This window comes from Pandoraea sp. PE-S2T-3, from assembly GCF_002179965.1.
GTDB lineage: Bacteria > Pseudomonadota > Gammaproteobacteria > Burkholderiales > Burkholderiaceae > Pandoraea.
Window position 1 is genome coordinate 79,061 of the sequence record NZ_NGUQ01000015.1, and the last position, 25,511, is coordinate 104,571.

Annotated in this window: 24 protein-coding genes; 8 read left to right on the forward strand and 16 right to left on the reverse strand. The window is 63.5% G+C overall.

What is annotated here, in order from left to right:
• Positions 1–6 precede the first annotated feature (6 nt).
• Together CDV46_RS12590 and CDV46_RS12595 are read left to right on the forward strand one after the other, a co-directional pair.
• The gene (locus tag CDV46_RS12590) at positions 7–501 is read left to right on the forward strand and encodes a peptidylprolyl isomerase (protein ID WP_058379291.1); all 495 of its coding nucleotides are present in this window, start codon (positions 7–9) and stop codon (positions 499–501) included.
• A gap of 64 nt (positions 502–565) precedes the next feature.
• A complete protein-coding gene (locus CDV46_RS12595; RefSeq protein WP_087722841.1) occupies positions 566–1,390 on the forward strand; it encodes a UDP-2,3-diacylglucosamine diphosphatase in 825 nt (274 codons plus the stop codon).
• Here the strand turns inward: CDV46_RS12595 and cysE are convergent.
• Both cysE and CDV46_RS12605 read right to left on the reverse strand, forming a co-directional pair.
• On the reverse strand, positions 1,378–2,157 hold the full coding sequence (cysE, locus tag CDV46_RS12600) for a serine O-acetyltransferase (RefSeq protein ID WP_058379293.1): 780 nt from the start codon (positions 2,155–2,157) through the stop codon (positions 1,378–1,380). The two genes, CDV46_RS12595 and cysE, sit on opposite strands and share 13 nt — an antisense overlap.
• 375 nt (positions 2,158–2,532) lie before the next feature.
• Positions 2,533–3,363, reverse strand: coding sequence for an RNA methyltransferase (locus CDV46_RS12605; protein ID WP_087722843.1), 831 nt, complete (start codon positions 3,361–3,363; stop codon positions 2,533–2,535).
• 311 nt (positions 3,364–3,674) lie between these two features.
• Between CDV46_RS12605 and CDV46_RS12610 the strand changes: the two genes are divergently transcribed.
• Entirely contained in the window at positions 3,675–4,532 is an 858-nt protein-coding gene (locus CDV46_RS12610) for an inositol monophosphatase family protein (protein WP_087688141.1), read from the forward strand.
• A 122-nt stretch (positions 4,533–4,654) separates the two neighbouring features.
• On the opposite strand, the gene gltX is transcribed toward CDV46_RS12610, so the two are convergent.
• The 6 genes from gltX to ssuE form a co-directional block, all read right to left on the reverse strand.
• On the reverse strand, positions 4,655–6,046 hold the full coding sequence (gene gltX, locus CDV46_RS12615; RefSeq protein ID WP_087722845.1) for a glutamate--tRNA ligase: 1,392 nt from the start codon (positions 6,044–6,046) through the stop codon (positions 4,655–4,657).
• Positions 6,047–6,264: 218 nt separating this feature from the next.
• Entirely contained in the window at positions 6,265–6,480 is a 216-nt protein-coding gene (locus tag CDV46_RS12620) for a TOBE domain-containing protein (RefSeq protein WP_010807342.1), read from the reverse strand.
• 89 nt (positions 6,481–6,569) lie between these two features.
• On the reverse strand, positions 6,570–7,520 hold the full coding sequence (locus tag CDV46_RS12625) for an ATP-binding cassette domain-containing protein (protein ID WP_087722847.1): 951 nt from the start codon (positions 7,518–7,520) through the stop codon (positions 6,570–6,572).
• On the reverse strand, positions 7,517–8,371 hold the full coding sequence (gene ssuC, locus CDV46_RS12630) for an aliphatic sulfonate ABC transporter permease SsuC (protein ID WP_087688144.1): 855 nt from the start codon (positions 8,369–8,371) through the stop codon (positions 7,517–7,519). Before ssuC ends, CDV46_RS12625 begins: the two co-directional genes overlap by 4 nt.
• 31 nt (positions 8,372–8,402) lie before the next feature.
• Positions 8,403–9,554: an FMNH2-dependent alkanesulfonate monooxygenase gene (gene ssuD, locus CDV46_RS12635; protein ID WP_087722848.1), complete on the reverse strand. Its 1,152-nt coding sequence runs from the start codon at positions 9,552–9,554 to the stop codon at positions 8,403–8,405.
• Positions 9,555–9,567: 13 nt separating this feature from the next.
• Positions 9,568–10,161, reverse strand: coding sequence for an NADPH-dependent FMN reductase (gene ssuE / locus CDV46_RS12640; protein WP_058379299.1), 594 nt, complete (start codon positions 10,159–10,161; stop codon positions 9,568–9,570).
• Between the two features lie 212 nt (positions 10,162–10,373).
• On the opposite strand from ssuE, the gene CDV46_RS12645 reads away from it, so the two are divergent.
• Together CDV46_RS12645 and CDV46_RS12650 are read left to right on the forward strand one after the other, a co-directional pair.
• Positions 10,374–11,150 carry a helix-turn-helix transcriptional regulator gene (locus tag CDV46_RS12645; protein WP_176399070.1) on the forward strand — a complete coding sequence of 259 codons (777 nt, stop codon included), beginning with the start codon at positions 10,374–10,376 and terminating at the stop codon, positions 11,148–11,150.
• Positions 11,151–11,319: 169 nt separating this feature from the next.
• Positions 11,320–11,658 (forward strand): tRNA-binding protein, encoded by a 339-nt coding sequence (locus CDV46_RS12650; RefSeq protein WP_087722852.1) that lies wholly within the window; start codon positions 11,320–11,322, stop codon positions 11,656–11,658.
• 43 nt (positions 11,659–11,701) lie between these two features.
• Here CDV46_RS12650 and CDV46_RS12655 read toward each other — a convergent pair whose 3' ends face one another.
• Positions 11,702–12,244, reverse strand: a complete 543-nt coding sequence (locus CDV46_RS12655) for a peptide deformylase (protein ID WP_087722854.1) — start codon at positions 12,242–12,244, stop codon at positions 11,702–11,704.
• A 517-nt stretch (positions 12,245–12,761) separates the two neighbouring features.
• On the opposite strand from CDV46_RS12655, the gene CDV46_RS12660 reads away from it, so the two are divergent.
• Positions 12,762–14,411 carry a phosphoethanolamine transferase gene (locus CDV46_RS12660; protein ID WP_087722856.1) on the forward strand — a complete coding sequence of 550 codons (1,650 nt, stop codon included), beginning with the start codon at positions 12,762–12,764 and terminating at the stop codon, positions 14,409–14,411.
• 131 nt (positions 14,412–14,542) lie between these two features.
• Positions 14,543–15,820, forward strand: a complete 1,278-nt coding sequence (locus CDV46_RS12665) for an MFS transporter (protein WP_087688150.1) — start codon at positions 14,543–14,545, stop codon at positions 15,818–15,820.
• Between the two features lie 117 nt (positions 15,821–15,937).
• Here the strand turns inward: CDV46_RS12665 and CDV46_RS12670 are convergent, their stop codons facing one another.
• Positions 15,938–17,371 (reverse strand): NAD-dependent succinate-semialdehyde dehydrogenase, encoded by a 1,434-nt coding sequence (locus tag CDV46_RS12670; protein ID WP_087688151.1) that lies wholly within the window; start codon positions 17,369–17,371, stop codon positions 15,938–15,940.
• A gap of 272 nt (positions 17,372–17,643) precedes the next feature.
• Here CDV46_RS12670 and CDV46_RS12675 point away from each other — a divergent pair, with 272 nt between their 5' ends.
• Positions 17,644–18,855, forward strand: a complete 1,212-nt coding sequence (locus CDV46_RS12675) for a hypothetical protein (RefSeq protein WP_087722858.1) — start codon at positions 17,644–17,646, stop codon at positions 18,853–18,855.
• A gap of 4 nt (positions 18,856–18,859) precedes the next feature.
• Here CDV46_RS12675 and CDV46_RS12680 read toward each other — a convergent pair whose 3' ends face one another.
• From CDV46_RS12680 to CDV46_RS12705, 6 genes are all read right to left on the reverse strand, one after another.
• The gene (locus CDV46_RS12680; protein ID WP_140413353.1) at positions 18,860–19,243 is read right to left on the reverse strand and encodes a hypothetical protein; all 384 of its coding nucleotides are present in this window, start codon (positions 19,241–19,243) and stop codon (positions 18,860–18,862) included.
• 155 nt (positions 19,244–19,398) lie between these two features.
• Positions 19,399–20,469 carry a histidinol-phosphate transaminase gene (gene hisC / locus CDV46_RS12685; protein WP_087722862.1) on the reverse strand — a complete coding sequence of 357 codons (1,071 nt, stop codon included), beginning with the start codon at positions 20,467–20,469 and terminating at the stop codon, positions 19,399–19,401.
• Positions 20,470–20,485: 16 nt separating this feature from the next.
• The gene (locus CDV46_RS12690) at positions 20,486–21,682 is read right to left on the reverse strand and encodes an O-succinylhomoserine sulfhydrylase (protein WP_058379309.1); all 1,197 of its coding nucleotides are present in this window, start codon (positions 21,680–21,682) and stop codon (positions 20,486–20,488) included.
• A gap of 254 nt (positions 21,683–21,936) precedes the next feature.
• Positions 21,937–23,478 (reverse strand): amidophosphoribosyltransferase, encoded by a 1,542-nt coding sequence (purF, locus tag CDV46_RS12695; protein ID WP_087722864.1) that lies wholly within the window; start codon positions 23,476–23,478, stop codon positions 21,937–21,939.
• 59 nt (positions 23,479–23,537) lie between these two features.
• Positions 23,538–24,437 carry a CvpA family protein gene (locus CDV46_RS27280; RefSeq protein WP_254916039.1) on the reverse strand — a complete coding sequence of 300 codons (900 nt, stop codon included), beginning with the start codon at positions 24,435–24,437 and terminating at the stop codon, positions 23,538–23,540.
• Between the two features lies 1 nt (position 24,438).
• Positions 24,439–25,440 carry an SPOR domain-containing protein gene (locus tag CDV46_RS12705; RefSeq protein ID WP_087723272.1) on the reverse strand — a complete coding sequence of 334 codons (1,002 nt, stop codon included), beginning with the start codon at positions 25,438–25,440 and terminating at the stop codon, positions 24,439–24,441.
• Positions 25,441–25,511: the final 71 nt, after the last annotated feature.

Below are 25,511 nucleotides of genomic sequence, written 5' to 3' on the forward strand. Positions count from 1 at the left end.
AGCATCATGGTTGAACTGCAAACGAATCACGGCGTCATTCGCATCGAACTCGACGAAGCCAAAGCACCGAAGACGGTTGAAAACTTCCTGACCTACGTGAAGGAAGGCTTCTACGACAACACGGTGTTCCACCGCGTGATTAACGGCTTCATGATTCAAGGCGGCGGCTTCGAGCCGGGCATGAAACAAAAGGCCACCAACACGCCGATCGAGAACGAAGCCAACAACGGCCTGAAGAACGACAAGTACACGCTGGCCATGGCCCGCACGAACGATCCGCACTCGGCCACGGCTCAGTTCTTCATCAACGTGAACGACAACGACTTCCTGAACCACAGCGCACCGACGCCGTCGGGCTGGGGCTACGCCGTGTTCGGCAAGGTCGTCGAAGGCCAGGAAATCATCGACGCGATCAAGGGTGTCAAGACCGGTTCGCGTGGTATGCATCAAGACGTGCCGGTTGACGACGTCGTCATCGAGAAGGCCGTGATCGTCGCGTAAGCGCCCATCTCGTCACCGACGACACTCGATGCCAGTATCGACTGCGCGGTGCCCGCAATGTCCCGTGACACCACGGGGCGACGGGCCCGCGCTTTTCATTTCCGATCTTCACCTCGCGCCGGCGCTGCCGCGTACGGTGCAAGTCTTCGAAGACTTCCTGCGCGGACCTGCGCGTGAAGCGTCCATCCTCTTCATCCTTGGCGACCTGTTCGAATACTGGGTCGGCGACGACATGCTCGGCGCTGACAAGGATGCGCCCGCCCGACACACCGGCACCCCCGACACCGAGCCCCTTGGCGCCTTCGCACGCCGCATGACGGCCGCCATCGCCGAGCTGTCCGCCAGTGGCGTGCCCGTGGCGATCATGCGCGGCAATCGTGATTTCCTGCTCGGCAAGCGCTTCGCACGCGCGGCAGGCGCCGTCATGCTCGACGATCCCTGCGTGTTCTCGTTTCTGGAGCAAGCGCTGGTGCTCAGTCACGGCGACCAGTTGTGCACGGACGATGTGGGGTATCAGCGCTTTCGGCGCGTCGCGCATTCGCCGCTGGGCAAGGCCTTCTTCCTCGCGCTGCCGCTGCGTGTGCGCATGGCGATTGCCGATCGTATCCGGCGGCGCAGTGCGGCCAAAGGCGCCCATCGCATGGCCTACGCCGATGCGAATGCGCAAGCCATCAACACCCTGCTCGATGCGGCCGGCGAGCGCACGCTCGTACATGGCCACACGCACCGGCCGGCGCGACACGCCGAAGGCCGGCGTGTGCGCTGGGTGCTGCCCGACTGGGAGTTCGATATCGAGCCGCCACGCGGCGGCTATCTGCAATGGGACGCGCACGGACTACGGGCGATCGATCTCGTGGCATCGACGCCCGCGCCCGCTCACATGTCCTGAATTTCCTTGCCGAGCTTGCGCAGTTCGGCCGTGTCGATCTTGCTCGCACCGAGCGCTTCGAGATGCGCACCCAACTGGTTGAGCGCGGCCACCATCACATCGATCTTGTGCGACTGGTCGGTCGCGTTCTCGATCAATCCGTGAATGGCCAACGACACCGGATCGTCTGCGTTCGGTGTGATGCCATAGGCGGAAAACTCGGCTTTGCGGCCATTGCCGTTCGGCTTGCCTTCAGCATTTTCACGCGGGGCATCGGGACGAATGACGCGTGCCGGATTGCCCACCGCCGTGCCGCCTGCGGGCACCGGCTTGACCACCACGGCGTTCGAACCGATCTTCGCGCCCTCACCCACCGTAAAGCCGCCGAGCACCTTGGCACCAGCACCGACGATGACGCCGGCCTCCAGCGTCGGGTGACGCTTCGCGCCACGCGAGAGCGACGTGCCGCCGAGCGTGACGCCCTGATAGATCGTGCAATCGTCGCCGATGATCGCCGTCTCGCCGATCACCACCCCCATGCCGTGATCGATGAACACGCGGCGGCCCAGCGTCGCGCCCGGATGGATTTCAATGCCCGTGAGAAAGCGTGCGTAATGCGAGACGAAGCGCCCGAGCCACTTGAAACCGGACGTCCAGCAACGATTCGCCACGCGATGGAGCATCACGGCATGCAGGCCGGGATAGCAGGTGAAGACTTCCCAGTTACTGCGGGCAGCGGGGTCTTTTTGCCGGATAGCGGCAATATCTTCGCGAAGGCGGGTAAACATGAGCCTGATGTCGATCCTGTAGTGCGCGTCCTGCCGTCTTGGGGCGGGATCGTGCGAATTCACCGGAAAGCGTGCTGGCCGAAGCCGGCAGACGTTGAGCGGCGTGACTGACGAGGGATGAGGGACACGACAGATGTCCGGCCTCGCCACGCCGTGGCGCGAGGGCGTGCGTTAACAGTGCACGTGATATGGCAGGGAGGCGGCGCAACGCTCGCGCAATCGGTTCATATTCGCGAAGGGCTAATAAGCTTGTGACTGAGAATTGTATGGGGTTTTCACAATGCGTGCAGACGCCCGGAAAATGACCGGATACTCTGTAAGGGCATAGCGTGTGTGCCCTTCCTGCTCCGTGTCGCTACGTCCCCTGCCCAGTCATCAACGCCGGATCTTGCGCTCGAGAATGTGCTTCGAGATACCGCGCAGAATATTGACCTCTTCGCGCTCCAGATGACTCTTGGCGAAAAGGCGACGCAGGCGCGTCATGAGTTTCTTGGGATTGTCCGGATCGAGATAGTCGAGATCGACCAGCGCCCGCTCCAGATGCGCGAGCATGCCTTCCACATCGTCGCGCGTGGCGAGATGATCGTGCGGTGCACCGGCATTCGCACTCGCACTGACAGCGCCCGCCGCCAGCGCAGCGACCGCATTCGCCGCCGCACCACCGCGCTCGACACCCAGACACGCCATGCGCACTTCATACGCGATCAACTGCACGGCCTGCGACAGATTGAGCGAGCTGTAGACCGGGTTTGCGGGAATGTGCACGAGCGCATTGCATCGCTCGACATCCGTATTCGACAAGCCCGTTCGTTCGCTGCCGAACACGAACGCCACCGCCTCGCCCTGCCCCGCATGCTGCACGGCCAGCGCAGCGCTCTCACGCGGCTCGGCATTGGGCGGGCCATATTCGCGCGTGCGTGCAGACAGAGCAACCGCCCAACTCACCCCCTCCAGCGCGGCGTCGAGATCAGCCACCACGCGCGCGTTGGCCAGCACGTCATCGGCGCCGCTCGCGAGGGCGATGGCTTCCGGGTCGCGCAAGACATCGGCCCCGAAACGCGGTGCTGCAAGCACCAACTGACCGAAGCCCATCGTCTTGATCGCACGCGCCGCCGAGCCGACATTGCCCGGATGGCTCGTCTCGTTGAGCACGAAACGCACTTGATCAAACAGCGGCGACGGGACGGGAGCAACGGACTGGGACATGAGCAGGCGGCAGGTATCGGGATGGCGTTCGGGAAGAAATTCGGGATGAAATTCAGCGCAGGCCGCTATTTTGCCCTGATTCGCCGACCGCGTGGCGTCGAAAAAGGGTCAGAAGATGCGCACAACAGAGCGCAGGCGGCCGGTTTTTGCTAAAATACGCGTTTTCGTCCCTGCAATCGAGCCGCCAAGTCACCTGCGGCACTTGCCGGGCATCGCTCTTGCCCAATTCGTTCGCTTTGTCTGCCATGCCTGCCAGCCGACCCAGAGGGGGTCGTGTTTGACGCGGGCGATGGCCTTAACAGGAATCTGTCATGCAGCATCCCATGCTCAATATCGCGGTGAAGGCCGCCCGTAAAGCCGGCAACATCATCAGCCGCGCGTCGCTCGACCTCGACAAGGTCCTGGTCAGCAAGAAGCAGCACAATGACTTCGTGACGGAAGTGGACAAAGCGGCAGAGCAAGCGATCATCGACGTCCTCCTGCAAGCCTATCCGGACCACGCCATCCTCGCCGAAGAATCGGGCGAAGAACACGGCAAAGCGGGCTCCGAATTCCAATGGATCATCGATCCGCTCGACGGCACCACCAACTTCATTCACGGCATGCCGTATTACTGCACGTCGATTGCGCTCTCCCACAAGGGCATCGTGTCGCAAGCCGTGATCTATGACCCGACGCGCAACGAGCTGTTCACCGCCTCGCGCGGCCGTGGTGCCTACATCGACGGCAAGCGCATTCGCGTGTCGCGCCGCGACCGTCTGGCCGATGGCCTGATCGGCACGGGTTTCCCGTTCCGCGATCTGCAAGGCGTGGAAAACTACCTCAAGATGTTTGGCACGATGACCGAGCATTGCGCCGGCATCCGCCGCCCGGGCGCCGCCGCACTCGATCTGGCGTATGTCGCCGCCGGCCGCATGGACGGTTTCTTCGAGCAAGGTCTGAACCCGTGGGATATGGCCGCCGGCAGCCTGCTGGTGACCGAAGCCGGTGGTCTCGTGGGCAACTACACGGGCGAATCGGACTTCCTGTTCGAAGGCGAAGTGCTCGCCGCCAACCCGAAGATCTACGCGCAAATGGTCAAGGTGCTTGAAGGCTATTCGCGCACCAAGCGCACACCGGCCCCGGCCAAGACCAGCACCGTCACGCTGGAAGCCAAGCCGCAAGCGTAAGTTTCCCGGCGACGGCAGCCATCCCTCGGGAGGGGTGCCACAGTCACAAAAAACCCCGGCGATGCCAAGGCATCCCGGGGTTTTTTGTGACGTCTTGATGCTAGTGAGGCTTGCCGCGTCGGTTACGCCGCCAGACGTGCCAGCACCGTATCGCGGCCCAGCAGTTCGAGCACGGCGTCGATGGCCGGCGTGTGCGTGGTGCCCACGACGAGCAGGCGCACCGGCATCGCCAGTTGTGGCATCTTCATGCCGTGCTGCGCGAGTGTGGCCTTGAACACCGGCGAAATGGCTTCTTTCTTCCACTCCGGCAAGGCGGCGAGACCGGCCGCCAGATCCTTCACCGCAGCGCGTGCGGTGTCGGTCAGATGCTGTGCGACATCTTCGCCGGACGGTTGCGGCTGGCGATAGAACATCTCGGCACTCGCGGCGATGTCCTTGATCGTGTTGGCGCGATCCTTGAACAGCCCCACCACGCCCGCCAGCGACGGACCGCCGTCGATCGACACGCCCGCCTTTTCGAGGAACGGCACGGTCAGACCGGCCAGACGCTCGTTATCGGCCTGCTTCAGATATTGATTGTTCAGCCACAGCAGCTTTTCCGGATTGTGCTGTGCCGGCGACTTGCCCAGGTGATCGAGATCGAACCACTCCACGAACTGGTCGCGCGAGAACACTTCCGCGTCGCCATGCGCCCAGCCCAGACGCGCCAGATAGTTCACCACCGCCTCGGGCAGGAAACCTTCTTCGCGGTACTGCACCACGCTCATGGCGCCGTTGCGCTTGGACATCTTCTCGCCCTGGTCATTGAGCACCGTGGGCAAGTGAGCGTAGATCGGCGGCTGCTTGCCGAGCGCTTCGAAGATGTTGATCTGACGCGGCGTGTTGTTCACGTGATCGTCACCGCGAATCACGTGCGTAATGTCCATGTCGATGTCGTCGACGACCACGCAGAAGTTATACGTCGGCGTGCCATCGGGGCGGGCAATCACGAGATCGTCGAGCTCTTCGTTCGAGATTTCGATGCGGCCCTTGACGGCGTCTTCCCAGACCACGCTGCCCGCGAGCGGGTTCTTGAAGCGCAGCACCGGCTGCACGCCGGCCGGCGGCTCAGGCAAGACCTTGCCCGGTTCCGGGCGCCAGCGGCCGTCGTAACGCGGCTTTTCGCCGCGCTCGCGCTGCTGCTCGCGCAATGCGTCGAGCTCTTCCACGCTCATGTAGCACGGGTAGACGTAACCGGCGTCCTTCATCTGTTGCAGCACTTCGCGATAGCGATCCATGCGCTCCATCTGATAGAACGGGCCCTCGTCGTAATCGAGGCCCAGCCATTCCATGCCTTCGAGAATGACCTGCACGGCTTCCGGCGTGGAGCGTTCGAGATCGGTGTCTTCGATACGCAGCACGAAAACACCGTGGTTGTGACGCGCAAACGCCCACGGGTAGAGAGCGGAACGGATGTTGCCCAGATGGATGAATCCGGTCGGGCTAGGCGCAAATCGGGTGCGGACAGTGGTCATGGTTTGGCTTCGGTGCATCGCGTCGGCAACAAATAAAAACGCCCGCGGCGGAAAGTCTCGCGCAGGCGGGTCGCCGACATTCGGAAGCCGTCATTATATCAGCCGAGTGCGTGCATTCGCGGCACAGTCCGAGCCGGGGTTCGGAATTTCCCCGTACCGGCATCGGACTTCACCCGGCAAGCCATCTCCAAAACGCTGGAATCGCGGAAAACGCCGGCTCAGAGCTTGGCGAGCGACACTTCGGTGGCCTTCACGAGGGCCACGACTTCGGAGCCGACGTCCAGACGCAACTCGTCGATGGAGCGCGTGGTGATGACCGAGGTGACGATACCGCTCGGCGTTTCGACGTCGACCTCGGAGAGCACCGGGCCGCGCAGAATTTCGCGAATGCGGCCTTTGAACTGGTTACGGACGTTGATGGCGGTGATACCCATGATGAACTCCTGCGTTCAGTGATTCGGATAAAAGACGGTCGGATGAACGTCAGTCGGATAAAAAGACGGCGAAGGATGAATGTGACGGGTCAGACAGCCCAGCGCACCGTCGCGGCGGGCCAACTGGGTTCGGGTGCGGCCGCCACCGGCGTGCCGCTCGATTCGGTTTGCAGCACGCGGTCGAGCACCTGCGCTTCGAGTTGTGCGAAATCGACACTGCCGCGTGCGCGTGGACGCGCCAGCGTCACGGGTTGATCGAGCCCCAACTGGCCCTGCTCGATCAGCACCACGCGATCGGCCAGTGCGACGGCCTCCTGCACATCGTGCGTGACGAGCAACGCCGTGAAACCGTGGGCGCGCCACAAGCGTTCGATCAGGGCGTGCATTTCGATCCGCGTGAGGGCGTCGAGCGCACCGAGCGGCTCATCGAGCAGCAGCAAATCGGGTTGATGCACGAGTGCACGTGCCAGCGCTACACGTTGACGCTGACCGCCGGAGAGTTGACTCGGCCAGTCGTTGGCGCGCTCGGCGAGGCCGACTTCGCGCAACACTTCCAATGCCTGCGGATGCGCCGACTTCGGCAACCCGATGGCGACGTTTTGCAGCACCGTACGCCACGGCAACAGCCGCGCGTCCTGAAACATGATGCGCGTCGACACCTTGCTCGACGTGGTGCCCAGCGCATGACCATCGAGGGCGATGGTGCCCGCGTCGGCCGCTTCCAGCCCGGCGATCAGGCGCAGCAGCGTCGACTTGCCGCAGCCGCTGCGTCCCACGATGGCGGCAAAGCCGCCGCGCGGAATCGCCAGCGAGAAGTCCGTCAATACGGCGCGTGCGCCGTAGTGTTTGTTCACGCCATCGATGCGCAACCCGGCAGAGGCCGCGACGTCATTCGTCTGACGCACGACTTTGAGATTCGCGCCGGTATTGCCGTTGGTATTGCCGTTGGCGGGTGTGGCTGACGTGGTGGCGCGTTGTTCGGCGGTCCATTCGGATTCGATATCCACGCCTGCGACGGGGGCCAGTTGTTGTGCGCTCATGCGGCGGTTCCTCGTTGAAAGGCCGGGTGCCAGCGCAACCAGCGAAACTCCAGTTCCTTGGCCAGCACATCGGCCAGCTTGCCCAGCAGCGCGTAGAGCAGAATGCCCACCAGCACAATGTCGGTCTGCAAGAACTCGCGGGCATTCATCGTCAGATAGCCGATGCCCGACTGCGCCGAGATGGTTTCCGCCACGATCAGCGTCACCCACATCAGGCCTAGCGAGAAGCGCACACCCACCAGAATCGACGGCAGCGCGCCCGGCAGAATCACATCGCGATACAGCGCCCAGCCACGCAAGCCGTAGCTGCGAGCCATCTCGACGAGTTGGCCGTCGACGGCGCGAATACCGGCATACGTGTTCAGATACATCGGGAAGAACACACCGATCGAGACGAGAAACAGCTTGGCTTTCTCGTCGATACCGAACCACAGAATCACCAGCGGAATGAGCGCCAGATGCGGGATGTTGCGCAGCATCTGGAACGACGAATCGAGCGCCGTCTCGGCGAACCGCGACAGGCCCGTGAGCATGCCGAGCAACAGGCCGAGACCACCGCCGATTACAAAGCCGAGCACGGCACGGCCGGTCGACACACCGATGTCGCGCCAGATCTGGCCGCTCACCGCGAGTTGCCACGCGGCATCGACCACAGCAGACGGCGCGGGCAAGACACGCGTCGAGAGCCAGCCCGCTTCGGCGGCAATCTGCCAGACGGTCACGAGCACGATGGGAACGAGCCACGGTGCGAGCCGTCGTGCGGCAACACGCCAGACGCGCTGCCACGTGCCCGACGCGGCGCCGGACGCACCCACCGGCGTCGCGGCGGGAGCGAGTGTTGATTGGGTCATACGAATTTCTCCACGGGCCGGGTTGGCCAAATCAGCTTTGCGAGGCCTGCGGCAAGATGTTGTTGGCCATCACTTCGCCGACCGGGCCGCCAAGTTGGGTATTGCCCAGACGCTCGCGCACGTCGAGCGGCAGGTGCGGGAACACCAGTTCTGCGAAGCGATACGCTTCTTCCAGATGCGGGTAACCCGACAGAATGAAGGTGTCGATGCCCAGGTCGGCGTACTCGCGCAGGCGCTCCGCGACGGTCGGTCCGTCGCCCACGAGTGCCGTGCCCGCGCCACCGCGCACGAGCCCGACGCCAGCCCACAAATTCGGGGCGATCACCAGCTTGTCGCGGCGTCCGCCGTGCAGTGCCGCCATGCGGCGCTGGCCTTCCGAATCCATCTTGGCAAACTGCGTCTGCACGCGCGCGATGGTCGCGTCGTCGAGCTTGCTGATGAGCGAATCGGCGGCACGCCACGCTTCGTCTTCTGTCTCGCGCACGATCACATGCAGGCGCAGCCCGAAGCGCAGCGTGCGCCCCAGCTTGGCGGCACGGGCCCGCACGTCGGCGATCTTTTCGGCCACATCGGCGAGCGGTTCGCCCCACGTAAGGTAGACGTCGAGTTGTTCGGCCGCGATCTGGCGCGCCGCTTCCGACGAGCCACCGAAATATAGCGGCGGGTGCGGTTTCTGCACCGGCGGATACAGCAGCTTCGCGTCCACAGCACGCAGATGCTTGCCATCGAAATTGACGGCCTCGCCCGTGTGCGACTTCTCACCCAGCTCGCGCCAGATTTTCAGAAACTCGTCGGTCACTTCGTAACGTTGCGCGTGATCGGCGAAGAAGCCGTCGCCTTCCAGCTCACCGGCGTCGCCACCGGTCACCACGTTGATCAGCAGGCGGCCACCCGACAAGCGATCGAACGTGGATGCCATGCGTGCCGTGAGTGCGGGCGAAGCAATGCCCGGGCGAATCGCCACGAGAAACTTCAACTGCTTCGTTGATCCGATCAGGCTCGACGCGGTCACCCAGGCGTCTTCGCACGAGCGGCCCGTGGGCAGCAGCACGCCCTCGTAACCCAGCGAATCGACGGCGCTGGCGATCTGGCGCGCGTAGTCGAAATCGAACACACGCCCGCCATCGGACGTGCCCAGATAACGCGCATCGCCGTGTGTCGGAATGAACCAGAAGACTTTCATCACGGACTCCGGATCAGGCGGCGAGCGTGGCTTGCAACGCACCGGCACGTGCCTGGTGCGCGGGCCACTGGCGAATCACTTCGCGCTCATGCAGCCATTGCGAGAGCTGGTCGACGGTCGCGCCGAGGCGTTCGGCAACGGCCGCATCAAGCGTTGCGCCCTCTTCTTTCGGCACTTGCTGATCGACGGCGAACACGCCGCGAAGAATGTGTTGTGCGCCCAGCGCGGAGAGCACCGGCTTGAGCGCGTAGTCGAGCGCGAGCAGATGCGCGGGGCTGCCACCCGTGGCAAACGGGGCCACGAGCTTGCCGGCCAGGCCGTCTTGCGGCAACACGTCGAGGAAGGCCTTGAGCAAACCGCTATACGCTGCCTTGTAGACGGGCGTGGCGACGATCACCGCTTGCGCGCCGGCCACTTGGGCGAGCGCATGGCGCAGATCGTCGTGGGTGGTATCAGCCGCGAGCAGCGCGGCAGGCGAGAGCGCGCGAATGTCGATGCGACGCACGGCGATGCCGGCGGCGGTCAGATCGGATTCGATAAAACGCAGCAAACGCGCACTGCGCGAGGCGGCCGACGGGCTGCCGGAGATCGTGACGGCGTATGTCATACTTCCCTGCCAAAGACGGGTGCCAGCGTAGTCCGACGCGCCACACACCCTGAGGATTCGAAGCACACCGGCGTCTTCACGCCGATGCCGGCCGGATCGCCCCGACCACTGGAGAACCAGTGTAGCGATGCGCCCCGCGCGCCCGAACCAATGAATCCGGGAAAGCTTTGCGCGTTTTTTCATAACCTGTAGTCATGCACTTCTCATGCCTTATGCCCAAGGCAATCCTTGAACTTCGCGAATACCGCCCGACCGACAGCACCGACACGCACGATTTCCATCAGGTGGTGATCGGGCACTCGGGGCGGATGGCGATTTCGCTCGACGGCGACGCGTCGCAATACGGCCGCGTGGGCGCGCGCAATGGCGTGGTGATTCCTGCGGGGGTGCGGCATGACTACCGGGGCGACGGGCCGAATCAGCAGGTCGTGCTCGACGTGCCGACAACGGTGGCCCGGGTGACAGGGAGCGAACGGGCGTTCGATCACGAGACGTTCTTCGCGCTCGATGCGGCAATGCTGGCGCTGGTGCGCCGCGTGTCGGCGTTTGCCTCGGCACACGCCGACAGCCATGCACTGAGCGCCGACGATCCCGGCGTGCGCGAGATGCTCGCGATGCTCACCGCGAAGCTGGCCCCGGCGCGCCCGGCCCTGCGCACTGCGAAGCTCGATCTGGCCACGGTCGACGCAAGGCTTCAGGCCGATCTGGCAGCGCCGCCGGACACCGCGACACTCGCGCTCGAAGCGGGCATGAGCGTGCGCCACTTTCACGATTGCTTCGTGGCCATGACGGGCGAGACGCCCCATCGGCATTTGATGCGGCTACGACTTGCGCGCGCCGCCGTGCTGCTGGCAACGGATGACGCCCCGCTTGCCGAGATCGCACTCGATGTTGGCTTCAACGATCAGAGCGCCCTCACCCACGCGTTTCGCCAGCACTATGGCCAGACGCCCGCCGTGTGGCGACGGGAACGCGCCGGCACACGCTGAACACCTGCACCGGCGATGCAGCGACGCACACGCCGGCGGCGTCCCCAAGCCAAGCCGAAGCCACCGCCTGCCGTTTTTCACAATCCCCGCGCACCCTTCGCGCGCTAGGCTTCTCTCTTTCTATTTGTTTCGTGCGGCCACGGCCGTGCGTCAGCACAGGAAGCAGGACATGGCCGAGACCATCGAGTGGCAGGATTTCGAAAAGATCGAATTGCGCGTAGGCACCGTGATCGCCGCGCGCGTGAACGAGAAGGCAAAGAAGCCGGCATACGTGCTTGAGGTCGATCTGGGAGAACTCGGCGTGAAGACGTCGAGCGCACAAATCACCGTGCACTACACGCCCGAGTCGCTCATCGGCCGGCAGGTGCTGTGCGTGTGCAACTTCGCGCCGAAGCGGATCGCGGGCGTGGCGTCCGAAGTGCTGGTCACCGGCTTTGCCGATGAAAGCGGCGCTATCGTGCTCGCTGGTGTAGAGCGCGCCGTGCCGAACGGCGCGCGGCTTCATTAGTCCCGATGAGATTAGTCCCGATGAGTCGCGGCCTCATCCCGGATCAGGGCTGCGGGCAATAGTCGACTTGCCGCGCAAACGTTGCGCGATCGGCGTCGAACACATCGCGTTGCACGATGGCGTTCTCGCCCACGGCGCGGTCAAACGACAGCTTGCCGTCGAGATGGTCGATCTCGTGCTGCAACAATTCGGACTCGGCCAGCGGCAGCTTCGCCTTCATGTGCATCTCGCCCGATAGATCAACGCAACGCACGGAGATCGACGCGTAACGCGACACCCGCACCAGCGTGTCCGGGAAACACATGCAGTCGTCCCAGAGCGTGACGCGCTCATCGCTCGTCCATACGATTTCCGGATTGACGATCACGCCGGGCCAACCCGGCACCGCAAGCGCGATCATGCGCCGGTCGATATCGATTTGCGGCGCGGCGATGGCACGTCCGAAACCATGCGCCGCGCGAAAGGCTGCCAACGCCTCACGCAGATCGGCGGCATCGCGGCGCACCACCGGATCGGTGACATCCGTGACTTCGGCTGCCACCCGGCTCAGCGATGGTGCCCCGACACGAAGAATCTCGCGCGTCATGACGTTTCCCCGATGGCAGGCGTCAGCGCCGCCACTTCGGCGGGCAACGTGCGGCCGCCAAGCGGCGGAACGGGTGAGCTGAGCGGGTCACACATCGTGTCTGGCAGCATCGGAATTCACGAATATCGGTTGAGCGAATGCCACGATTGTAGAGGGCCGCCGCGAAATGCAATTTCGTTGAAGCCCGCTTTACGTCAATAAACTTCCATGCGCGAGCAGGCGTCGCGGCGCTTGCCGATTTGGCGAGTGAAAAACGCCGAACGTGCCGAACGTGCCGGACGCGCCGAACGCGCCGAACGTGCCTTTTCCCACGCAATCGCGTGGGAATCCACTTCAACACACTAATAACTACCCTCATTCGCCTAAAAAAGTCGCACAACGCTGACACTTTCCCGAGTCTTGGCAGTCGAAACGCCCGATTCGGCAGCCCATGCGGTGCCGCGCGGGAACTCTCACCCCGCAAAGACAAATGGCCACAGCACGAACTGGCCCGAAAAAAGCTCGGCGGAGACAGCGATTGAAACCCTTATTGCATCGGCTATACCTCGGATTGGGCGGACTGGCAGCGTTCTGGGCCCTCGGCATGATCAGTGCCAACGAATACGGCAAGAGCGCCGCCCTCATGGCGACCGCCCTGCCCGGCCTTGCCGGCCTTTGCCTGCTATTGCGCGCGCGGCCCGTCTGGTTCAGCGCCACCACGCTCAGCGTCATCGCCGTGTTCTTTTTCGATGCCGCCACCAAGGGCTTCCTGCGCGACTACTTCGGCATGCGCCCCAATCACCTGTTGGTACTGCACGCAGTGTTCAACACCAATCCGTCCGAAACCAACGAGTTCTTCCGCCATAACTGGCGCGACGTCTTCGAAGCCAGTGCCGCCTTCGTGGTGCTGATGGGCGCCGTCGTGTTCGGCGAGCGCCGCCTCGCACGCGAAGAAGCCCGGCAATCGCCCGCACCGATGCAGCGCACCGGCAAGTCGACCGTCGTGGCGCTGCTGGCCGTTTTCCTCGCGCTGCACTTCAACCCGACGATGGCCAAGGAGAATCCGCTGCTCTACTGGCCGATGCGCTATCTCGATTACAAGGGGCAAGCCGATCACGCCGCGCAACTACAACGCGATCTCGACCGCAACATGGCGCAACGTGCGGATTGGCGCGTGCAGTATCACGGGCCGGACAAGAACACCGTCGTCTGGGTGATCGGCGAGAGTTTGAATCGCAACAACATGTCGCTCTACGGCTACGCACGCAACACCACGCCGATGCTCGATTCGCTGCGCGGCGATCTCACGGTGTTCCGCGACGTGGTGTCGTCGGAACCGGCAACGATGTCGTCGCTCATGAAGATGCTCACACCGGCCAGCCTCGACGACCCCGAAGCGTGGACGCGCCAGCCCGATGTCGTGATGCTCGCCCGGGAAGCCGGCTACCGCACTTACTGGATCTCGAATCAGGTGCCCAACGACGGCTGGTTAGGTTTGGTAGCCAAGCGCGCCGACGAGCAGGTGTTCATCAACAAGGGGTACGGACGCGGCGAGAACAACGTCGACGGCAATCTGCTGCCCGCCTTTGATGCGGCGCTGGCCAGCGAAGCCCCGAAGAAGCTGATCATCGTGCATCTGCTGGGGGCGCACCCGACCTACGACATGCGCTATCCCGAAGAATTCGCACGCTTCGACAATACCGACGATGCCGTGATGGCCACGCTCGCGGCACAAGGCCGGTCGACGTGGGTACGGCACCTGCGCAATGAGTACGACAACGCCATCGCGTACAACGATTTTGTGGTCTCCAATTTGATTCGCAAAACGATGGCGACAGGCGCGCAAAGCGACGCCAGTCTGCTGTTCAGTTCCGACCATGCGCAGGAAGTGGGCCATACGCGCAATCACGCCGGGCAGTCGGTGGCCGACGCGTCCGGTTACGAAATTCCGATGGTTGTGTGGTCACGTGACGGCGCGCAGCAACCCGGCGTACCGACCCAATTGACTCAGGCTGTGCTGGAAGCGCGCCCGTACCAGACGGACCGGCTCGAACACACGCTGCTGGGCATGCTCGACATCGACACGCGTTACTACAGCGCTTCGGACGATCTGCTCAGTCCGGCCTTCACGCCGCGCGAGCGTCGTATCAACGGGCAGGCATACACGTGGCTTCAGCCCAACAGCTAGGCAGCGCCCCGCCTGAATTCACTGGCCATTCCATCGGAAATCGACCGGAATTCAATCGCAAGAAACGGAGCGTCTCTGCGCACCACACCGCCTAGACTCCCCCTCGTCTGACCAATTTCGAGGGGATGGGTATGGCACAGGAGTGGGCGCAGAGCCCGAAGGCACCGCCCGTCACGTCGCTCGTGACATCGTTGTCGCATGCGAATCTCGCCGCGCAGTTCAGCGAACAGATGACGCTCGCCGTCATTCCCATCGTTGCCGTCATCGCGCTCGGCGCCTCGGCTGAACAGACGGCCTCGTTGCAGGCGGCCACGACCCTCCCCTTTCTGCTGCTCTCGCTGCCCGCCGGTGTGCTGGCCGATCGCTATCGGCGCAAGCCGCTCATGGTCGCGACCGAACTGCTGCGTGCCGTCGCTTTGCTCGGCTTGTTCGCGCTGTTTCGTGCGCAGCTGCTGACACTGCCCGCGTTGGGCATGCTCGGCTTTGCGATGGCCACGGGCACGGTCGTCTTCGGTGCCGCCGCGCCGTCGCTGGTCGCTGCGCTCGTCGATCCGGCAGATCTGCTCACGGCCAACCGGCGGCTTGAGATTGCGCGCAGTATTGCGTTCACGGCGGGCCCGGCATTGGGCGGCCTTTTGGCGGGATGGGCATCGGGCACGCTCGCGTTTGCCGCCGCGTTCGTGCTCTCGCTCGCGAGCGTCTATTGCCTGACGCGCTTGCCTGCCGAAGCCCCTCGCGTGGCATCCCGCCGCCATTTCGTGCATGAACTTGCCGAGGGCGTGCGCTTCATCGCGCGCAGCCCTTATCTGCGGCCCATCGTGGCGACGGCGTTCGTCTTCAATACCTCGTGGTATCTGCTGCTCGCCATCTTCGCGTACTACGCCATCCACGCGCTGGCGTTCTCGGCGCAGGCAGTCGGCATTGCGTTGGGTGTCTACGGGTTCGGGATGGTGTGTGGCGCGTTCGGCTACCGGCGCGTGGCGAAGCGGCTCTCGTTCGGCCGGCAGATCGTGCTGGGGCCCGCCTGCGCTGCCCTCGCGTCGTTGCTGATGGTGGCGACGTGGCAGATGTCGGGCGGCGTGGCGGCCTATGCCGTGGTATTCGCCGCGTTCTTTCTGTTCGGTTTCGGCCCGATCGTCTGGACCATCTCCACAACATCGCTGCGTCAGGTCGTGACACCGGGCGGGTTGATCGCCCGCGTGTCGGCGGTGACGATGACCGCTACGGCCGGAGCACGTCCGTTCGGGGCGTTTCTCGGCGCATGGCTGGCGGCGACACTGGGCACGCGGTATTGCCTGGCCGCCATGGCGGCCGGGTTCGCGGTGCAACTCGGCATCATCGTGTTTTCACCGGCCTCGCGACTGTCCGCCATCGAAGCGGCGTCGCTGGATGCCGCCAAACCGGCCTGAAGCATCACGCGCGTTGACGCTGCATTGACGCTGAAATGAAAAAAGCCGACGCAGTCGCCTGCATCGGCTTTTTTTGCTACCGGGCGTTCGATATCACACGATCAGAGGATCTGATGCTCAGACGTCGAGACGCGTAACGAACTTCGGTTGCAGGTACGCTTCGAGAGCTTCCGGGCCGCCTTCCGAACCGTAGCCGCTGTCCTTCACGCCGCCGAACGGCACTTCCGGCAGCGCAAGGCCCGAATGGTTGATCGTCAGCATGCCGCTTTCCACGCGCGTGGACAGGCGCTGCGCCGTGCCCGCCGACGTGGTGTAGGCGTACGCGGCCAGACCATACGGCAGACGGTTGGCTTCGGCGATGGCTTCTTCTTCCGTATCGAACGGGTTGATGATCGCCACCGGGCCGAACGGCTCTTCGTGCATGATCTTTGCCGTGAGCGGCACGTTGCACAGCACCGTCGGGGCGTAGAAGTGACCACCGTCGGCGGCACGCTTGCCACCGGTTTTCAGTTCGGCACCGTGAGCCACCGCGTCATCGACGATGGCGCTGATGGCTTCGAAGCGCTTGCCGTTCACGAGCGGGCCCATCGTCGTTTCCGGGTCCAGACCGTTACCCACGCGCACGGCTTCGGCCGCCTTAACGAAGGCTGCGACGAACTGGTCGTACACACCGCGCTGCACGATGAAGCGCGTCGGCGCGATACAGACCTGACCGGCGTTGCGGAACTTGCCGCCAGCGAGGTTGCGCACGGCAGCGGCGATGTCGGCGTCGTTGAAGATCAGTGCCGGGGCATGGCCGCCGAGCTCCATCGTCACGCGCTTCATGTGCAGACCGGCCATGGCGGCCAGTTGCTTGCCCACCGGCGTGGAGCCCGTGAACGAGACCTTGCGGATGGTCGGGTGCGGGATCAGATACGACGAGATTTCGGCCGGCACGCCGTACACGAGGTTCAGCACACCATCGGGCAGACCGGCGTCGGCGAAGGCGCGAATCAGTGCAGCGGGCGATGCCGGGGTTTCTTCCGGTGCCTTGACGATCACCGAGCAACCAGCGGCCAGCGCAGCGGAGACTTTGCGCACGACCTGATTGACCGGGAAGTTCCACGGCGTGAAGGCAGCGACGGCGCCGACCGGCGTCGGGATCACCAATTGCGTGACATTCGGCACGCGCGACGGGACGAGACGGCCGTAAGCGCGTTTGCCTTCTTCTGCGAAGAATTCAATGATGTCGGCGGCGGAGAGCACTTCACCCTTGGCTTCGCCGACCGGCTTGCCCTGCTCCAGCGTCATCTGGCGGGCGATATCACCCACGCGTTCGCGCAGCAGGCCGGCGGCTTTGCGCATGAGCTTGGCGCGCTCGAACGGGGCGACTTCGCGCCACTTGGCGAAACCGGCTTCGGCGGCGGCAAGGGCGGCGTCCAGATCCGGTTGCGTGGCGCGGGCCACGGTGCCGATGGTTTCACCGGTGGCCGGGTTTTCGATCGGCAGCGTCAGGCCTTCTGCGCCCGCTTTCCACTGCCCATTGATAAACAATTCGACTTGATGCGACATTCGACGTCTCCGATGACTTCATGGGGGAATCCCGCAAGCATAGCGTAGTCTCGCCGGACGCGTCGACGCGTCGAAAAGCAGGGGTATCCGTGAATGTTTGCCATGACGCTACCTGTCAACGTTGACAGTTGCTGCGCACACGTTGTGAGCCAAGAGTGGTAGCGAGCCGGTGTGTCGGTGGCAACGCTACGACCGACTTGCAGTCGCCGCCCCGGTATCGCTGATGCCGTAGATGCGATGTGACTGCCCTCACGAGCAACGAGGTAATCGTCATGAACCAGACTTTACGCGCGGGCGATCTCGACCCGTCATTTGGCAACCGCGGGCATTCCGACATACCGGGTGGTCTGGGGACTTCCGCGCTGCGTCCGGATCAAAAAATCGTGACGGTCGAGGGCATCTTGGATAGCGTCGGCATTCGCGTCTTTCGTCACCTACCCGACGGCACACCTGATCCACTCTTTGGCGCCGAGGGAAAAGCAATCCATTTTCCTCACGCGGAGGCAATTAATTTCAGCGTGCTCGGATGCTCGTTCCAGTCCGACGGCAAGATCATCGTGTCAGGCAATCTGAATTTTCCGGAAGAAAGCCGCTACCAGTTGTTGGTCGCGCGGCTGCATGAGGACGGTCAGCTTGACACCGGGTTCGGCAACGCCGGATTCACGATGGTCATTCTGGACAATCCCTATAGCAACGAAATTTTCGGTTTCAGTGTCCAGCAAGACGGTCGCATCGTCCTGTGTATGCGCGGCTCAGGCCGCAGTGCCCTCGTCCGCCTCGCTTCGGATGGCACACTCGACCCCTCGTTTGGCGTGGTCGGCATTTCCTCGGATGTTCCCCCGCAAGCGCATCTTCTCGGCATTTTGCCCCAGAGTGACGGCACGTTGATGTTGTGGGGAACTGCAACGTACGATGCGCCCGTCCACCTGCAACCGCAGGTATCCCGGTACGACGACAGAGGCAAACCCGTTCCGACGTTTGGTGACGACGGGTATCGTTTTTTCGATTATCCGGAGCAGTATCCCGGCTCAACCTTTTGGCAAGCCGTCGCACTCGCGACACGGTCAGACGGAAAGATCCTCGTGCTCGGACTGGCCAGCCCGCCGGAGCGTCCGCAGACGACCTGGATAACGCGTCTTGAGACAGACGGGGCGACGGACATGACCTTCAACGACGGCAAACTCCTCATGACGCCGATTGGTAACGAGGGCAATGTTGCAGGCGCGTTCCTGCTCCAACCTGACGGAAAGTTCATCTGGGCGGGCTATACCGGCGGTGTGAGCAAGACCACGCTTGAACGACGTTTGGCCGACGGGTCTCGTGACCCGACATTCGGCAATGACGGCCTGGTCATCTCGGATCCGCCTCCGGGCTCGCTGATGGCCAAGGGGACACCGATGCTGCAAGCGGACGGCAAGTTGCTGTTGTCTTCGCGGGTGCTTGGCGCACTGACCGGCGTGCGACTCAGCCGCTACTTGCTGTAAGCCGCTAGCTCGATGTCTGCGCATCGGGACGGAATCCGACCTCTCTGACGCTCAGCAAGCAATCCACCGCCCATAGCGTCAGAAACATACCGAACTGGGCGCCAAGCGCGCTTCGTGCGAGCAGGCATGCGACCGTTCCGCCTAACCCCAGAACGATCGCACCACGCCAAAAGTGCAGAGTTTTGACACCGAATGTCGTACGCGGCTGTCGGCGCGAGCCGTAGAACCAGCTCGGGAACACCACCATGAAGATCGAACACGCGAAGTAGCTGAACAGCGCCGGGAAATAACTTCCCATCACCCTCGACCAGCCAACCAGCCAGAACACCCCGGCAAGGAGCAGCAAAGCACCGTACCAACCGGCGCGTGGCAGGTATGTCGTCTTCATGGGCATCTCTCTGATCGAATTCCCGCCATCGTAACGGCGTACATGCCGCCTTGCCAGAACCCAAAGCAAAAAGGGCCGGCACCCCGTGCGACGCATGATGCGCCACCGAATACCGGCCCTTCGAGCGCTGACGTTTCCGTCCACTCTCTGGCGAATCAGCCCGCCAGAACTTCCTTCAATGCGTCCGTGAAGGTCTCGCACTCTGCGTCGGTGCCCACCGTAATACGCAGGAACTGCGCCACGCGTGCGTTCTTGAAGTGGCGCACGATGATCGCGCGCTCACGCAGCGCGGCCGCCAGTTGCGCGGCATCGTGCAACGGATGACGCGCGAACACGAAGTTCGCCTTCGACGGCAATACTTCAAAGCCCAGCGCCGTCATGCGTTCGACCAGCGCCTCACGGCTCGCGATCACCGCCTGACGCGTCTGCTCGAAGTACGCCTCGTCTTCGATCGCCGCCACACCGGCCGCTTGTGCCAGCCGGTCGAGCGGATACGAGTTGAAGCTGTTCTTCACACGCTCCAGTGCTTCGATCAGGTCCGGATGTCCAATGGCGAAGCCAAGCCGCAACCCCGCCAGCGAGCGCGACTTCGACAGCGTTTGCACCACCAGCAGATTCGGATACTTCGCAATCAACCCCGCCGCCGTCTCGCCGCCAAAGTCGATATACGCCTCATCGATCACGACCACCGAGCCCGCGTTATCCGCCAGCACGCGCTCGATCTCGCCCAAGGCGATCGCACGGCCCGTCGGTGCGTTCGGATTCGGGAAGATGATGCCGCCGTTCGGCCTGCGGTAATCCTCTGCGCGAATCTCGAACGTGTCGGACAGCGGCACGGTGTCGAATGCGACGCCATACAGCCCGCAATACACGGGATAGAAGCTGTACGTGATGTCCGGGTAGAGAATCGGTTTGTCGTGCTTGAGCAGCCCCTGAAACACGTTGGCCAGCACTTCGTCCGAACCGTTGCCCACGTGCACGTTGGCAACTTCCAGACCGAAACGCGTTGCAATCGCCTGCTTGAAACGGCGCGCGTCCGGGTCCGGATACAGCTTCAGCGCCTCGGCATCGCTGCCGAGCGCGTCGCGAATGGCGGCGAGCACGCGCGGCGACGGGCCGTACGGGTTCTCATTGGTGTTGAGCTTGATGAGCCGCTGCATCTGCGGCTGCTCACCGGGCACGTAGGGCGTCAAATCGGCAACGCCCGCGCTCCAGAATCGACTCATGTCCGCTGCGCTCCGCTTATTGCGCGTTCGGCGCAAAGCCGCGCGACAGATCGGCCTGAATGTCAGCGGGCGACTCAAGCCCCACCGCCAGACGAATCAGCCCTTCCGTAATCCCCGCGGCAGCGCGCGCTTCCGGCGTGATACGGCCGTGCGTGGTGCTGGCCGGGTGCGTGATGGTCGTGCGCGTATCGCCCAAGTTGCCGGTAATCGACAGCACACGCGTGTTGTCGATTACACGCCAGGCGTTTTCGCGTTGTTCGGCCGGCGTGGCGCCCTTCAGTTCAAACGCGACGATCGCACCGCCCGCCTTCTGCTGACGCTGCGCCAGTTCGTATTGCGGGTGCGACGGCAGGCCCGGGTAGAACACGCGTGCGACTTGCGGTTGCTGCTCCAGCCATTGCGCCACAGTCAGCGCGCTGGCCGATTGCCGCTCCATGCGCAGCGACAGCGTTTCCATGCCCTTCAGAATCACCCATGCGTTAAACGCCGAGAGCGTCGGGCCCGCGCTGCGCACGAACGGGAAGACCTTGCCCATGATGAAGTCTTTCGTGCCCACGATGGCACCACCGAGCACACGGCCCTGACCGTCGAGATACTTGGTGGCCGAGTGCACGACCACATCCGCACCGTATTCGATCGGACGCTGCAACGCCGGCGTACAGAAACAGTTGTCGACGACGAACAAGGCGTTCGCTTCCTTCGCGATCTTGCCGATGGCGGCAATGTCGGCGATGTCGGTGAGCGGGTTCGACGGGGTTTCGAGGAAGAACATCTTCGTGTTCGGCTTGATCGCGGCGCGCCAGGCGTCGAGATCGGTCGGATCGACGAAGGTCGTCTCCACGCCGAAACGGCTGAAGATCGTCGAGAACACGTTCAGCGTGGAGCCGAAGATGCTTTGCGAGCTGACAAGGTGATCACCGGCCGACAGCGCCGTCATCACGACCGAGACAATCGCCGCCATGCCCGAAGCGGTGGCCATACAGGCCTCGCCGCCTTCCAGTGCCGCCAGACGGTCCTGGAACATCGACACCGTCGGGTTGGTGAAGCGCGAATAGGTGAAGCCCTCTTCCGAGTGCGCGAAGCGCTCGGCAGCCTCGGCCGCGCTCTTGAAGACGAAGCTCGAGGTCAGGTACAGCGCCTCGGAATGCTCACCGAACTCGGAGCGCTGCGTGCCCGCGCGCACCGCCAGGGTATCGAAATCGAAGGAGTCCATCGTGTATCTCGTTTCAAAAAGAAAAAGCCCGTTTCGCTTGTCAGCAAAACGGGCTCGAAATCCATCTGTCTAGGCCTCGCTTTAGCTGTTTCGGGGATGTTCCCCCACGTCCGCAAGCTGAAATCAAATCGACGTGAAAAGCAGTGTAGCACGTTGCAGGCACGGAAGGAAAATCCCTCCTTGCGCTGCTGGCCGGCCTCTGGCGCCGTAGCGCGCTGGCCAGCCTGTCTGAGCGGCGCGCTCAGCCATTGGCCTTACAGGCCGAGCTGAGCCCCGCGGGGCTCGTTTTCGTCACCCTCGCCGCCATCGCCATTATCACCGGCATCGCGCTCGACCGACGCCTTAGGCGCCTTGCGTTGCTGTTCCAGACGGTTCAGGTATTCGACGGTGATGTCGCCCGTGATGTAGTTGCCGTCGAAGCACGAGGCATCAAAGTCGGTCAGCGCCGGGTTGATGTCGCGCACAGCAGCCTTCATGTCTTCGACGTCCTGATAAATCAGTTCGTCGGCACCGATGATGCGCGCCACTTCTTCGTCGCTGCGATCGTGGGCCACCAGTTCGCTGCGCGTCGGCATGTCGATGCCGTACACGTTCGGGAACTTCACGGGCGGCGCCGCCGACGCGAAGATCACCTTGCGGGCACCGGCGTCGCGCGCCATCTGCACGATTTCCTGGCTGGTCGTACCGCGCACGATCGAGTCGTCGACGATCAGCACGTTCTTGTCCTTGAACTCGACGCGCATGGCGTTGAGCTTCTGGCGCACCGACTTCTTGCGCATCGCCTGGCCGGGCATGATGAAGGTACGGCCGACGTAGCGGTTCTTGAAGAAGCCTTCGCGATAATTCAGGCCCAGACGCTTGGCAACCTGCATGGCTGCCGGACGGCTGGAGTCCGGAATCGGCATCACGACGTCGATGTCCTTGTAATCGATCTCGCGGCGAATCTTCTCGGCGAGATAGTCACCCATGCGCAGACGTGCGTCGTACACCGCCACGCCATCGAGCACCGAGTCAGGACGGGCCAGATACACGAGTTCGAAAATGCAGGGATGCAGCGACGTGGCTTCCGCGCATTGCTGCGAAGTCAGTTCGCCGTCGTTGCTGATGAAGATCGCTTCGCCCGGCTTGACGTCGCGCTCGAACGCGAAGCCCATGCCTTCGAGCGCCACCGATTCCGACGCCACCATCCACTCCGTGCCGTTCGGGCCTTCGAAGCGGCCGATGCACAGCGGACGGATACCGTTCGGATCGCGGAACGCGAGCAGACCGAAACCGGAGATGATCGAGACAATCGCGTACGAGCCACGCAGGCGGCGATGCACACCGCGCACGGCTTCGAACAGCGACGGCACGCTCAGGCCTTCGAGCGAGCTTTGCTGCAACTCGTGCGCGAGCACGTTGAGCAGCACTTCGGAGTCGGAGGTCGTGTTGATGTGACGGCGGTCGATGCGGAACATCTCGTCTTTGAGCTGTTCCCAGTTCGTCAGATTGCCGTTGTGCGCGAGCACGATGCCGTACGGGGCATTCACGTAGAACGGCTGCGCTTGCGCGGCGCTCGACGAGCCAGCCGTCGGGTAGCGCACCTGACCGATACCCACCTGACCCGGCAGGTCACGCATGTTGCGCGTGCGGAACACGTCGCGCACCATGCCGTTGCCCTTGTGCATATAGAACGACTGGCCATCCGTCGTCGCAATGCCGGCGGCGTCCTGGCCGCGATGCTGCAAGAGCAGCAGGCTATCGTAAATGAACTGATTGACAGGGGACTTGGAGACTACACCGACGATGCCACACATGGCATGAATCCTTCAAAAAACTTCGAAATCTGTGTCAAACGAACGGACCGTATTATCCGTCATTCGGAAACCTTGTGCAGGCCGGCGGACGGCGCGGCCGATCCGCCGCTGCGCATGCCCCATCCCTGCTGTACGCCATCGCTCGCACCGGGGCTCGCCAAACCGGCGCCCGGCGCTTGGCCGGAGGCGCTCCCAGCGCTACCGCCGCCGAGGCCCGCGTTCGTTCCGGCGTTCGCAACCCCGCCGGCACCGTTCGCCTGCCCCGCCCCTGCGGCACCGCCGCTGAGGTTGTCGCGAATCCCGACCATCTCGCCACGGCTCTTCAAGCCGCCCTGCCCGCCGAGCATTTCCTGCATCCGGCGACTCGGTTCCAAACTACGTTCCAATTGTGGCAAGGGGATCGGCGTCCCCAGCGAGTTCACGCTCGGCACGGCCTCTTCGGGCTTGTGAAGGTAATGCTGGACCGGCTCGGGCAGATACGGCATCAGGCGCTCCAGCCCGGCTTCGACCCACGGGCGCACCATCGAGTGCTGCCACGCCGGTTGCTGAGGCAATGCTGTCAATCTGGCGGCGACCAGCAACAACATCAAGAGCAACATGCCGCGCACGATACCGAACAACATGCCTAAACCGCGATCGGCCGGACGCAGCCCGATCATGTCGGTCATGCGCCCCACCAGCGCGCTCACGATGCCGGCCCCGAAGACGACGGCCACCAACACCAGCAGGAAACCGAGCGCACCCTGCGTCATCTCGCCGCCGGGCAGGTCGGCTGGCAGCCAGTGCGCCACGGTCGGGCCGAAAGCGCGCGCCACGAAGAAGGCCACCACCCAGCCCACCAGATTGAACAGCTCGCGTACCAGACCGCGCAACATGCCCAGCACCATCGAGCCGAGCAAAATCGCGATCGCCGCGTAATCCACTACGGTCAGCAGACCGCCCTGCGCAAAATTACCCAACTCAGCCCGCCTCGGCGACCATGGCCGTCAAACCGGCATCACGGATCTTCTTGCTGGCGGCTTCGGCGCTGTTGCGGTCAGGGAACGGACCGGCACGCAGCAGGTAGAGCTCGCGGCCGTCGACGTTGCCCTTCACCATGTAGCTCGGCACGTTCACGAGCTTGAGCTTGACGAGCCACGCCTGCGCGCGGTCCTGCGTCGAGAAGGCGCCGATGCGCACCAGATACTTGCCATTACCGGCAGGTGCCGCCGCTTTGGCTTGTGCGTTGTCGTGATTGGCCGCCGGCTTGGCGTTGTTGTTCTGCGCGAACTGGGCGATCGGGTCGGCAGCGTTCAGATCAGGTTTGTTGGCTGCCTTGGGCGTGTCGTGCGATTCGCTGGGCTTGGCCGCAGGCTTCGCTTCGGCGTGCTGCTCGGGCTTCTTCACCTCAGGCTTGCTGTCCGGCTTCGATTCCGGCTTGGCCTGCGCCACCGGCGGCGTGACCGGCGTGAGGGGCACGGCAGGGGCGACCGATGTACTCGGCGACGACGGCGGCACACCTGTCGGTGCCGGTGGCACCGCCGCGGCTTGCGACTGGGACGATGCCGGCTTGTTGGTGTTGCTGCCGCTGCTGTTGCTATTCGCGAGCGAGTTGCCGTCGACGGCTTCTTCACCCTTGTCGAGCGACGCATCGGTCGACGGTGCCGCCGCTTGCGGCTTCACGCGCACGGGCGGCGAATTGGCATCTTTACCGGGAATCTGGATGGCGATGTCGTCGGCCGCCGGCTTGGGTTCGGGGGCCAGCACCATCGGCAAGATGATGACGGCCGCGAGCACCAGCGCAAGCGCGCCTACCAGACGGCGGCGCGCGCGTTGCTTCTCGGGCAGCAGCGGGTCGAGTTGTTCGTGCTCGCTGTATTCGCCCCCTCCCGCCGTACGGCTGCCGGTGCGGCCGCTCTTGCGGCTACCGCGCTTCGGGGAAACGGCTTCGGCGTCTTTCTTGCGGAAGGAAAACAATCCCATAGGCCCTTGGCTCAGGTCGAAACTTGCGTCGTTGGATTGATCATCGCGCATCCGGTGCATACTGCGCATGA